Annotated in this window: 11 protein-coding genes; 8 read left to right on the top strand and 3 right to left on the bottom strand. The window is 55.7% G+C overall.

The genetic code is table 11. The annotated features are described in order from the left end of the window. Window positions 1-49 precede the first annotated feature (49 nt). Both hemF and amiA read right to left on the bottom strand, forming a co-directional pair. The gene (hemF, locus tag IM314_RS16880; RefSeq protein WP_193358947.1) at window positions 50-949 is read right to left on the bottom strand and encodes an oxygen-dependent coproporphyrinogen oxidase; all 900 of its coding nucleotides are present in this window, start codon (window positions 947-949) and stop codon (window positions 50-52) included. Beyond that, window positions 949-1,824, bottom strand: coding sequence for an N-acetylmuramoyl-L-alanine amidase AmiA (gene amiA, locus IM314_RS16875; RefSeq protein WP_028014006.1), 876 nt, complete (start codon window positions 1,822-1,824; stop codon window positions 949-951). Before amiA ends, hemF begins: the two co-directional genes overlap by 1 nt. 212 nt (window positions 1,825-2,036) lie before the next feature. Between amiA and IM314_RS16870 the strand changes: the two genes are divergently transcribed. From IM314_RS16870 to IM314_RS16855, 4 genes are all read left to right on the top strand, one after another. After that, window positions 2,037-2,462 carry a GNAT family acetyltransferase gene (locus IM314_RS16870; RefSeq protein ID WP_003861292.1) on the top strand — a complete coding sequence of 142 codons (426 nt, stop codon included), beginning with the start codon at window positions 2,037-2,039 and terminating at the stop codon, window positions 2,460-2,462. Then, window positions 2,449-2,892, top strand: coding sequence for a DUF2919 domain-containing protein (locus tag IM314_RS16865; RefSeq protein WP_193358948.1), 444 nt, complete (start codon window positions 2,449-2,451; stop codon window positions 2,890-2,892). The genes IM314_RS16870 and IM314_RS16865 overlap by 14 nt, the downstream gene beginning before the upstream one ends. A gap of 69 nt (window positions 2,893-2,961) precedes the next feature. Next, entirely contained in the window at window positions 2,962-3,537 is a 576-nt protein-coding gene (locus tag IM314_RS16860) for an RpoE-regulated lipoprotein (protein WP_193358949.1), read from the top strand. 92 nt (window positions 3,538-3,629) lie between these two features. Next, the gene (locus tag IM314_RS16855; RefSeq protein WP_153656541.1) at window positions 3,630-4,529 is read left to right on the top strand and encodes a Dyp-type peroxidase; all 900 of its coding nucleotides are present in this window, start codon (window positions 3,630-3,632) and stop codon (window positions 4,527-4,529) included. 98 nt (window positions 4,530-4,627) lie between these two features. On the opposite strand, the gene IM314_RS16850 is transcribed toward IM314_RS16855, so the two are convergent. Beyond that, window positions 4,628-7,921, bottom strand: a complete 3,294-nt coding sequence (locus IM314_RS16850) for a DEAD/DEAH box helicase (protein ID WP_193358950.1) — start codon at window positions 7,919-7,921, stop codon at window positions 4,628-4,630. A 233-nt stretch (window positions 7,922-8,154) separates the two neighbouring features. Between IM314_RS16850 and IM314_RS16845 the strand changes: the two genes are divergently transcribed. From IM314_RS16845 to cysA, 4 genes are read left to right on the top strand one after another with little or no spacing between them, the layout of a single operon-like run. Further along, window positions 8,155-9,168, top strand: coding sequence for a sulfate ABC transporter substrate-binding protein (locus IM314_RS16845; protein ID WP_047368059.1), 1,014 nt, complete (start codon window positions 8,155-8,157; stop codon window positions 9,166-9,168). Continuing rightward, window positions 9,168-10,001, top strand: a complete 834-nt coding sequence (cysT, locus tag IM314_RS16840) for a sulfate/thiosulfate ABC transporter permease CysT (RefSeq protein ID WP_028014001.1) — start codon at window positions 9,168-9,170, stop codon at window positions 9,999-10,001. The genes IM314_RS16845 and cysT overlap by 1 nt, the downstream gene beginning before the upstream one ends. After that, window positions 10,001-10,876 (top strand): sulfate/thiosulfate ABC transporter permease CysW, encoded by an 876-nt coding sequence (gene cysW / locus IM314_RS16835; RefSeq protein WP_163333152.1) that lies wholly within the window; start codon window positions 10,001-10,003, stop codon window positions 10,874-10,876. The genes cysT and cysW overlap by 1 nt, the downstream gene beginning before the upstream one ends. Then, window positions 10,866-11,960, top strand: a complete 1,095-nt coding sequence (gene cysA, locus IM314_RS16830) for a sulfate/thiosulfate ABC transporter ATP-binding protein CysA (RefSeq protein ID WP_041908801.1) — start codon at window positions 10,866-10,868, stop codon at window positions 11,958-11,960. The genes cysW and cysA overlap by 11 nt, the downstream gene beginning before the upstream one ends. Window positions 11,961-11,977 lie beyond the last annotated feature (17 nt).

Here is an 11,977-nt window from a genome sequence, read left to right as displayed (position 1 = left end):
CCCGACCTGGGGATTGAGTAGGCCGGATAAGCGCAGCGCCATCCGGCAGTTAAATCCAGTCGCGTACTTTAAGGAACTCACTCAAGGCAGCCTCCGGGCTGCCTTCTTTTGGTTCGTAGCTGTACTCCCAGCGCACCAGCGGCGGCATCGACATCAGAATCGACTCCGTGCGTCCGCCGGTCTGCAGGCCGAACAGCGTCCCGCGATCCCACACCAGGTTGAACTCCACGTACCGCCCGCGACGATAAAGCTGGAACTCACGCTCGCGCACGCCGTAGTCGGTGTTTTTACGGCGTTCGACAATCGGCAGGTACGCGTCGATGAACCCTTCGCCCACCGCGCGCATAAAGCTAAATGCCGTGTCAAAATCCGGCGTGTTGAGATCGTCAAAGAACAGCCCGCCGATGCCGCGCTGCTCGTCGCGGTGCTTCAGGTAAAAGTAGTCGTCGCACCACTTTTTAAATTTCGGGTAGACGTCCTCGCCAAACGGCAGGCAAAGGTCCCGCGCGGTGGTGTGCCAGTGCACGGCATCCTCTTCGAAGCCGTAGTAGGGCGTCATGTCGAAACCGCCGCCAAACCACCAGACCGGATCGGCCCCCGGCTTCTCCGCGATGAAAAAGCGCACGTTGGCGTGGCTGGTCGGAACAAACGGGTTATGCGGGTGGATCACCAGCGAGACGCCCATCGCTTCGAAGCTGCGGCCCGCCAGCTCAGGGCGATGTGCGGTAGCGGAAGCGGGCATGGCGTCGCCGTGAACGTGGGAGAAATTCACGCCCGCCTGTTCGAAGATGCCGCCGTTACGCAGCACGCGGCTGCGCCCGCCGCCGCCCGCTTCGCGCTGCCAGCTATCTTCCTGGAATTCACCGCCGTCTGCGGCGGCCAGTTTCCGGCATATCTCATCCTGCAGCTGCAGCAGGAACGTTTTGACCAACTGTGCATTGGGTTTCATCAGCGTTTCCTGGAGTGCGCTTTCTGGTTATCGAACCAGTTGAAGTAACTGATAATGCCGGAGGCGATGGCGTTGGCGATCTTCTGGCGAAACGCCGTGGTGCCGAGCAGGCGCTCTTCTTCCGGATTGGTAATAAAGGACGTTTCCACCAGCACGGACGGGATGGACGGTGACTTCAGCACCACAAACGCCGCCTGTTCGGTGCTTTTACTGTGCAGACGGTGCACCGGCTTAATCCGCTTGAGGATATGCGAGCCGAGCGTCAGGCTGTTTTTGATGGTGTCCGTTTGCACGAGATCGAACAGCACCTGCTGCAAGAGATGATCTTTATCCGTGGCTTTCTTACCGGCCACTTCATCCGCCCGGTTTTCGCGATCGGAAAGGTATTTCGCCATGGCGCTACTGGCGCCGCGGTTGGAGAGGGCAAACACCGACGCGCCCGCGGCGGAAGGGTTTGTGAAGCCATCCGCGTGGATCGACATAAACAGATCCGCGCCGTGCTTGTGGGCGATCTCGACGCGGTCATACAGCGGAATGAACGTGTCGCCCGTGCGCGTCAGGCGGGCGTCAATGCCGTTGCTGCGTAAAATCGATCGCACATTTTTTGCAATTGCCAGCACGACGTGTTTTTCTTTCGAACCGTTTCTGCCGATGGCGCCGGTATCAATACCGCCGTGGCCCGGATCGAGCATCACCAGACGCTTTGCGCCCGGCTTTTTGGTTTTCGGTTTGCTGTGTCCGTTACTGGTTTTGAGCGTGCTCTCGTCTTTTGCCTGAGCCTGCTTAGCGATGCCCGTTAACGTTAAGGCCGCCAGCCCCGCTTTGAGAACCTGACGACGCGATGTGAGTGCTTTTAATGGTTTGAATGTGCTCATGCGGCCTGAATACTGAAAAATGGGGTCCTGGTGTTATATCGTATCGTGTTTCCCGTTACGACAGTCCTTATTGAGAATTGTTTTACTTTTCATTTCAATACGTGACAAAGTGACATTATGCCAAATTTTGGCGAGATTTTCCCCGGTTATTGGCTAAACGCCCCGTTCACGCCATAATCACTGTTTTTAAACCCGAAAAGGCGGTTAATACCATGGAGATACGCGTTTTTCGCCAGGAAGATTTCGAAGAGGTGATCACCCTTTGGGAGCGCTGCGATCTGCTGCGTCCGTGGAACGATCCGGAAATGGATATCGAACGTAAGGTGAATCACGACGTTAGCCTGTTTCTGGTCGCGGAAGTGAACGGCGAGGTGGTCGGGACGGTGATGGGCGGGTATGACGGCCACCGCGGCTCGGCCTATTATCTGGGCGTCCACCCTGAATACCGGGCGCGCGGCATCGCCAACGCGCTGCTCAATCGTCTGGAAAAGAAACTCATCGCCCGCGGCTGCCCGAAAATCCAGATCATGGTGCGGGAAGATAACGACGTGGTGCTGGGCATGTATGAGCGTCTGGGCTACGAGCACGCCGACGTGCTGACGCTGGGTAAGCGCCTGATCGAAGATGAAGAGTACTGAGATCCACCCGGCTGACTATGACGCGCAGGGCCGCGTCAGGCTGCCGTTTTTGTTCTGGTGCGTTTTGCTCCTCCAGGCCCGTACCTGGGTACTGTTTGTGATGGCCGGTGCGTCGCGCGGGCAGGGCGATACGCTGCTGAATCTCTTTTATCCCGACCACGATGCCTTCTGGCTCGGCTTACTGCCGGGCGTACCGGCGGTGGTGGCTTTTTTGTGCAGCGGTCGACGGCATGTAATCCCGCGTCTGTGGCGCGCGCTTCGCTGGCTGCTGATCCTCGCCCAGATTGCGCTGCTGTTCTGGCAACCCGTGCTCTGGTGGCTGGGTGAACCGCTTTCCGGTATCGGCATCGCGCTGGTGGTGGCGGATATTGTGGCGCTGATGTGGCTGCTGACGAATCCCCGCTTACGCGCCTGTTTTACGCAAGAGTAAGATTAGCGCGGCACTTTTTGCCGATGCCGCACTCCAACAAGCGTTGATTTAATTAGAAAGGACGTTTCAATGAAATCGCTGCGTTTACTTTTATGCGCTCTCCCGCTGGCGTTAACCGGCTGTTCGACGCTCTCCTCCATTAACTGGTCCGCCGCGTATCCGTGGAACTGGTTTGGCTCTTCCACCGAAGTGACCGAGCAGGGCGTGGGAAAAATTACCACGTCAACGGCGCTCGATCAGGATGCTATTCAGGATGCTCTCAGCAGTGACTATCGCCTGCGTAGCGGGATGAAAACCGAGAATGGCAACATTGTGCGTTACTTTGAAGCGCTAAAGGGTGACAAGCTGGCGCTGGTGATTAACGGTGATAAAGGGACGGTGAACCGCATTGCCGTGCTGGACGAAGATATTCCGACCGCCAGCGGCGTAAAGGTGGGCACTCCGTTTAGCGATCTTTATAAACAGGCCTTTGGCAACTGCAGCAGCGCCCCTTCAGACGATGGCGTGGCGGTGGAATGTAAGGCGGAAGGCAGCCAGCACATCAGCTATGTCTTCACCGGAACCTGGAGCGGTCCGGAAGGATTGATGCCCTCTGACGACACGCTGAAGAGCTGGAAAGCGAGCAAAATACTCTGGAAGCAGTAATTTGCGCCTGAACAAACCGCCTCGCTGAAATCCGGGTATAATAGCCGCCATCAATGCCACGCTGACGTGGCATCTTTATTTCAGGAGGAGCGATGTCTCAGGTTCAGAGTGGCATTTTGCCAGAACATTGCCGCGCGGCGATTTGGATTGAAGCCAATGTTAAAGGGGACGTGGACGCCCTGCGCGCGGCCAGCAAAGTTTTCGTTGATAAACTGGCCACCTTCCAGGCCAAATTCCCGGACGCCCATCTGGGTGCCGTTGTCGCTTTCGGCAATAACGTCTGGCGTCAGCTGAGCGGCGGCGAAGGCGCGGAAGAGCTGAAGGACTTTATCCCTTACGGCAAAGGCCTGGCGCCAGCCACCCAATACGACGTGCTGATCCACATCCTCTCTCTGCGCCACGACGTGAACTTCTCCGTTGCTCAGGCGGCGGTTGAAGCGTTTGGCGACAGCATCGACGTGCAGGAAGAGGTTCACGGCTTCCGCTGGGTGGAAGAGCGCGATCTGAGCGGCTTCGTTGACGGCACCGAAAACCCGGCGGGTGAAGAGGTTCGTCGCGACGTGGCGGTCATCAAAGACGGCGTGGACGCGGGCGGCAGCTACGTGTTCGTCCAGCGCTGGGAGCACAACCTCAAGCAGCTTAACCGCATGAGCGTGCACGACCAGGAGATGATGATTGGCCGCACCAAAGAAGCCAACGAAGAGATCGACGGCGATGCGCGCCCGGTGACCTCGCACCTGTCCCGCGTTGACCTTAAGGAAGACGGTAAGGGGCTCAAAATTGTTCGTCAGAGCCTGCCGTACGGCACGGCAAGCGGCACGCACGGCCTCTACTTCTGCGCCTACTGTGCGCGCCTGTATAACATTGAACAGCAGCTACTGAGCATGTTTGGTGATACCGACGGCAAGCGCGACGCCATGCTGCGCTTCACGAAACCGGTAACCGGCGGCTACTACTTCGCCCCGTCCGTTGAGCGTCTGCTGGCGCTGTAGGTTTCCTTAATACGCTCTCTTTACCACAACTCCCCCTGGCCCCTGGGGGAGCTATTTAACTATTATGCGCTGTCAATTAAACCTGGCGACAAAGCTGATTACCCCTCTATACGCTCGAACAGTGAGTTAATCTCTTTCTCGCTGAATTTGCTTGAGAAAGCACTATCTTCAGACAAAATGCTATTAGCCAGACTGGCTTTTTTCTCCTGAAGCGCGACGATTTTCTCCTCAATACTCCCCGCCACAACCAGCTTATAGACAAAGACGGTTTTATCCTGGCCAATGCGATGAGCACGATCGGTAGCCTGGTTTTCTGCCGCCGGGTTCCACCAGGGATCGTAATGGATAACGGTGTCCGCAGCAGTCAGATTTAAACCAACGCCGCCCGCTTTCAGGCTGATCAAAAACAATGGAACTTCTTTATTCTGAAAACTAGCCACTGGCGTCTGGCGATCTTGTGTGTCTCCCGTCAGCATCGCGTAAGGGATTTTCAGTTTATTCATCGCCTCGGCGATCAGCGTCAGCATCCCGGTGAATTGCGAGAATAGCAATATTCTGCGTCCTTCGGCGATAAGTTCAGTCACCATTTCCCGCAGCATTTCGAGTTTGGCTGACTCTTTCACCTTTACAGCAGCGGGTAGTTTTACCAGGCGGGGGTCGCAACAAACCTGCCGCAGTTTTAGCAACGCATCCAGCACCACGATATGGCTGCGTGCCAGTCCTTGTTCCTCAATAGCGTGGCGCACTTTCTCCTGCATGGCTGCCCGCACTGACTCATATAAATCACGCTGTGTTCCCTCCAGCCCCACGCTTCTCACTATCACGTTTTTCGGTGGAAGCTCTTTGGCAACGTCCTTTTTGCTACGTCTGAGTATAAATGGCCGAATACGACGGGCTAACAACGCTTTTTTCTGCTGATTACCTTTCTCTATTGGAGAACGCCAAACCCTGTTGAACTCTTTTTGCGAACCTAAAAAGCCCGGTAGCAGGAAATCAAATTGTGACCACAGCTCGCCCAGATGATTTTCCAGCGGCGTGCCGGTCAGGCACAGACGGTGTCGAGTCGTGATGCGGCGGATTACCTGAGCAGCCTGCGAGCGGCTATTTTTGACATACTGCGCTTCATCCAGGATAAGCAGATGATAATCCATAGAAATAAGCGCTTGCTCATCACGCCAGAGTAGCGCGTAGGTGGAAAGGACAACGTCAAACTCACTCAGTCTATTGAAATACTCTGCGCGCAGCGGTCCATTCAAAGCCAGCACTTTTAGCTCAGGAGTGAAGCGCCTGGCTTCATGCTGCCAGTTATAAACCAGTGTGGTTGGCATGATAATAAGCACTGGTTTATCTAACCTGCCAGCTTCTTTCTCAAGGAGGATATGCGCTAATGCCTGGATCGTTTTGCCCAATCCCATGTCATCGGCCAGCACACCGGATAAATTTTGCTCTCGTAGAAATTGCATCCAGCTCAGCCCTTGCAATTGGTACTCTCGTAGTGAAGCATTGAGCCCGCCTGGTGCCGCGACAGACTGCAACCCTTTTGCTGTTTTCAGCCGCTGTGCCAAAGAAAGGATCGCGCTCTGGCCTTTAAACTGCCACCGGCCTGTATCCTCTAGCGACACGAGGCGTCCGGCCTCCCACTCGGAAAGACGCAATGGATTTGAGCTAAGGGGATCAATCAAATCGAACAGATTACCCACCAACACCTTAAGACGCTTCGCATCAATCAGCGCTTTCTCACCGCGTTCGGTGTAAAGCAGAACCTGTTCTTCATCCGGGATAATGCTAATGTTACCCTGCAACCAACGGCGATCCCGCTTGAATAAATCAGTTAGCAGCGGCACCAGACTCACCGCTCGTTCGTTAATCATTACGCCCATTTCAATATCGAACCAGCCATCACTACTCTGCGTTGCAGTTCCATCAATCCGATCAATCTCGGTTATATTGAAATGGAAGTTCGGGTCGATTTCTATTTTCCAGCCTTTCTCGCGCAACGCCGGTACCGTCTCACGAATAAAAGCCAGCCACTGTGGCATACTCCCACTGTCTTTTGTGGTGAAGCACTTTGCAGGTATGGATTTTCGCTGTGTTGAGGGGAAGTCATCTGCGCGAACTTTTCTTACCCCAGCCTTTTTCATTTGAAGTCGCGCGTTCTTTTCCTGATCGGTCGCACGCTCGACCTCAACCATTTCACCGTCTGGTGTAATTAATGCGGCATCCGTGCTGTCAGGCTCAACGACAATCCCCTGATAGTCAAACCAGAAAATAATAAAGCTGGCGAACTCTTGCTTGATGGAATATGTACCATAATCATAATAATCAAAAGGTTGTGAACTGAGGCGTAAACAGGGGATGGGATCGGTCGTAATCTTCCGCATCGCCTTTTTCTCATGCTCCGGGGGCGAAGGCAGTTCAGAAGCACATTCCGCCAGGACGTTTGCCACCAGACCTGCTTCATCCTGGCGGATTACCGGGATGGAAAGAAAGTCGCGAAGCAGGCTATAGGTCAGATCGCTGTCTGTCGGGCCAACCTCCCCAGTCTGAGAATCGAGATAATACGGCGGATCAACAAGAATTATTGAGCTGCAGCAGGGCTCGGTTTTAAGTGCAGTATTTAGCAGGTTATCTTGCAAAGTTATCCAGCTCGCTTCTGCCGGTCTTAACGCTCCCGGTCTGAGCCAGAAAGCATCTTTGACAGGGAGTGGCACAAAGTCCGGCATCATTATACAGCGCCCGGAAGCAAGGATTCTCTCCAGGATCTTTGCCCCCGATTTACCACGCAGCGCAAAGCTGGATCGATTATCGTTTCCGTTAGCAGCTAACAACATCAGTAGGGTGAGTAAGTCGTCATCCGTAACAAATGTGGGTTGCCGCGCGACGGCCGCTTTAACGTTGCTCCAGTAATTTTCGAGTTTTTGCAGTTTACCGCTTTTATCCAGCTGAGTTTTAATCAGATGAACTTCAGGTTCATCACTCCATTGGTTGATATCTAGCGCAAAAATCAATGTATGTGAAGGCGCTTTGCTGCTTATACTTGATTTCCGCTGTTGCCGAAAGCGCTCGGCCCATTCCAGAAGCTGATAATTAATCCCACCCTTCGCCATTTCCTCTTCTCTGTTTAGATGCGTCAGCGCCAGGGCAGCTGCATGTTTGCATTGCCATCGAACCGGACAGCTGCACTCTCCAGCCAGGGAGATTCCCCTTGGGATACGCGAGATACGAAGAAGAACCTGGTACGCCTGCTTTAACGAGCCTTTTACCTCTCCGCTGATCAGCTGGTGCTCTGTCACCACTCTGGTGAATTTTCCAATGTAGGGTTGCGCTTTCTCGATTGTCTGTCGACCAAAGGCATATTTCACATCGGCAGAGCTAAATTCCATGGCGTTCATAGGGCTTCATTCTTTTCTGAGGTGATATGAGGAGATTGAATTCGCCTTATAATATAATCCTGTATCAGCGGTATCCAGATTAACTGTCTGGCAAGTTCTTTGTCATCGGGCCAAAAGGCTTATTCCCTTTTCTGCTTGTAAATCACCAAACGGTATATAAAACCGTTACTCCTTTCATCCCCGTTATAAATATTATGACTATAAGATAGTCATCACATTTATAAGGGTGCGCAATGGCCGTTACTGTACTGAAAAAAGGAACTCTGGCGCTGGCAGGTTTACTGCTGGTGGCCCAAGCGCAGGCGACCGAGCTGCTGAACAGCTCGTATGATGTCTCCCGCGAGCTGTTTGCCGCCCTTAACCCACCGTTCGAGCAGCAGTGGGCGAAAGAAAACAATGGCGATAAGCTGACCATCAAGCAGTCCCACGCCGGTTCATCCAAGCAGGCGCTGGCGATTTTGCAGGGGCTGAAAGCAGATGTCGTGACCTACAACCAGGTGACTGACGTGCAGATCCTGCACGACAAGGGCAAACTGCTCCCGGCTGACTGGCAGAGCCGCTTGCCAAACAATAGCTCGCCGTTCTACTCCACCATGGGCTTCCTGGTGCGTAAGGGCAACCCGAAGAACATCCACGACTGGAGCGACCTGGTGCGTTCCGACGTGAAGCTGATTTTCCCGAACCCAAAAACCTCAGGTAACGCGCGCTACACCTATTTAGCCGCGTGGGGCGCGGCGGACAAGGCTGACGGTAAGGATAAAGCGAAGACCGAGCAGTTCATGACCCAGTTCCTGAAAAACGTCGAAGTGTTTGATACCGGCGGCCGCGGCGCGACCACGACCTTCGCCGAGCGTGGTCTGGGCGACGTGCTGATCAGCTTTGAATCCGAAGTGAACAACATTCGCAAGCAGTACGAAGCGCAGGGCTTCGAGGTGGTTATTCCGAAAACCAACATCCTGGCTGAATTCCCGGTGGCGTGGGTGGATAAAAACGTGCAGGCGAACGGCACCGAGAAAGCGGCAAAAGCCTATCTCAACTACCTGTACAGCCCGCAGGCGCAGGCCATCATCACCGATTACTACTACCGCGTGAACAACCCCGACGTGATGAACAAACTGAAGGACAAATTCCCGCAGACCGCGCTGTTCCGCGTGGAAGATCATTTCGGCTCCTGGCCTGAGGTGATGAAAACGCACTTTGCCAGCGGCGGTGAGTTAGACAAACTGCTGGCGGCGGGGCGTAAGTAATGTTTGCAGTCTCGACTAAACGCGTGCTGCCGGGCTTTACCTTAAGCCTCGGGACCAGCCTGCTGTTCGTCTGCCTGATCCTGCTGTTGCCGCTCAGCGCGCTGGTGATGCAGCTCTCTGAGATGAGCTGGGCGCAGTACTGGGACGTGGTCACCAACCCGCAGGTGGTGGCGGCCTATAAGGTGACGCTGCTGTCGGCGTTTGTTGCCTCCATTTTTAACGGCGTGTTTGGCCTGCTGATGGCGTGGATCTTAACCCGCTATCGCTTCCCGGGCCGTACGCTGCTTGATGCCCTGATGGATCTGCCGTTTGCGCTGCCGACGGCGGTTGCGGGCTTAACCCTCGCGTCGCTCTTCTCCGTGAACGGGCTGTACGGCGAGTGGCTGGCGAAATTTGACATCAAGGTGACCTATACCTGGCTCGGGATCGCGGTGGCGATGGCCTTTACCAGCATCCCGTTTGTGGTACGTACCGTGCAGCCGGTACTGGAAGAGCTGGGTCCGGAATACGAAGAAGCGGCGGAAACGCTGGGCGCCACGCGCTGGCAGAGCTTCCGTAAAGTGGTTCTGCCGGAGCTCTCTCCGGCGCTGATGGCGGGCGTCGCGCTGTCGTTTACCCGCAGCCTGGGTGAGTTCGGCGCGGTGATATTTATCGCCGGGAACATCGCCTGGAAAACGGAAGTCACCTCGTTGATGATTTTCATCCGCCTGCAGGAGTTTGATTATCCGGCGGCAAGCGCGATTGCTTCGGTGATCCTCGCGGCCTCGCTGCTGCTGTTGTACTCGATTAACACTCTGCAAAGTCGCTTTGGTCGACGTGTGGTAGGTCACTGATGGCGGAAGTTACGCAATTGAAGCGATACGATGCGCCCCGCATCAACTGGGGTAAATGGTTTCTGATTGGCGTGGGCGTGCTGGTTTCCGCCCTCATTCTCGTCGTGCCGACGATTTATATCTTCGTCCAGGCGCTCAGCAATGGGCTGATGCCCGCGCTGGAGAACCTGGCGAACCCGGACATGCTGCACGCCATCTGGCTGACGGTGCTGATTGCGTTAATCACCGTGCCGGTGAACCTGGTCTTCGGTACGCTGCTGGCCTGGCTGGTGACGCGCTTTAACTTCCCGGGACGTCAGCTGCTGCTGACCCTGCTGGATATTCCGTTTGCCGTGTCGCCTGTTGTGGCCGGTCTGGTTTACCTGCTCTTTTACGGCTCCAACGGCCCGCTGGGCGGCTGGCTGGATGAACATAACCTGCAGATCATGTTCGCCTGGCCGGGCATGGTGCTGGTGACCATCTTCGTGACCTGTCCGTTCGTGGTACGTGAGCTGGTGCCGGTGATGTTAAGCCAGGGCAGCAATGAAGACGAAGCGGCCGTTCTGCTTGGCGCCTCCGGCTGGCAGATGTTCCGTCGCGTCACGCTGCCGAACATCCGCTGGGCACTGCTCTATGGCGTGGTGCTGACCAACGCCCGCGCGATTGGTGAATTTGGTGCGGTGTCGGTGGTGTCCGGCTCGATCCGCGGCGAAACCCTGTCGCTGCCGTTACAGATTGAATTACTGGAACAGGACTACAACACCGTCGGTTCCTTTACTGCCGCAGCGTTGCTGACGCTGATGGCGATTTTGACCCTGTTTTTGAAGAGTGTGGTGCAGTGGCGTTTAGAGAATCAGGAAAAACGTCAGCATCAGGAGGGAAATCATGAGCATTGAGATTGCCAATATTAAGAAGTCTTTTGGTCGCACGCAGGTGCTGAATGATATCTCGCTGGATATCCCTTCCGGACAAATGGTCGCGCTGCTGGGGCCGTCTGGTTCCGGTAAAACTACACTGCTGCGTATTATCGCCGGGCTTGAGCATCAGACCAGCGGACATATCCGCTTTCACGGTACCGATGTGAGCCGTCTGCATGCCCGCGACCGTAAGGTAGGCTTTGTGTTCCAGCATTACGCGCTGTTCCGCCACATGACCGTTTTCGACAATATCGCCTTTGGCCTGACGGTGCTGCCACGTCGTGAACGCCCGGATGCAGCAACCATTAAGGCGAAAGTAATCAAACTGCTGGAGATGGTGCAGCTGGCGCATCTGGCGGACCGCTTCCCGGCCCAGCTTTCCGGTGGGCAGAAGCAGCGCGTGGCGCTGGCGCGCGCGCTGGCCGTTGAGCCGCAAATACTGCTGCTGGATGAACCCTTCGGCGCGCTGGATGCGCAGGTGCGCAAAGAGCTGCGTCGCTGGCTGCGCCAGCTGCATGAAGAGCTGAAATTCACCAGCGTCTTCGTGACCCACGATCAGGAAGAGGCGATGGAAGTCGCGGACCGCGTGGTGGTTATGAGCCAGGGCAACATCGAGCAGGTTGACGAGCCGGAACAGCTCTGGCGCGAGCCGGCGACCCGCTTCGTGCTGGAGTTTATGGGCGAGGTGAACCGCCTGCAGGGCACCATTCGCGGCGGTCAGTTCCACGTGGGCGCGCACCGCTGGCCGCTGGGCTACACCTCCGCGCATCAGGGGCCGGTCGATCTGTTCCTGCGCCCGTGGGAAGTGGACGTCAGCCGCCGCACCAGCCTGGATTCCCCGCTGCCGGTGCAGGTGCTGGAAGCTAGCCCTAAAGGACACTACACCCAATTGGTGGTACAGCCGCTGGGCTGGTATACCGAGCCGCTGACCGTGGTCATGCGCGACGACGTCCCGCCGCACCGGGGTGAGCGCCTGTTTGTCGGGCTGCAGCATGCGCGCATCTATCACGGTAAGGAGCGCATTGAGACGCGCGAGGATATTGCTCTGGCGGAGTCAGCCTGATAGGTTATTGAGTATGT

Origin of the sequence: Enterobacter cloacae complex sp. P42RS, assembly GCF_014930595.1 — a bacterium.
GTDB classification, from domain to species: Bacteria; Pseudomonadota; Gammaproteobacteria; order Enterobacterales; family Enterobacteriaceae; genus Enterobacter; species Enterobacter bugandensis.
This window is presented reverse-complemented; position numbering and strand designations above follow the sequence as displayed.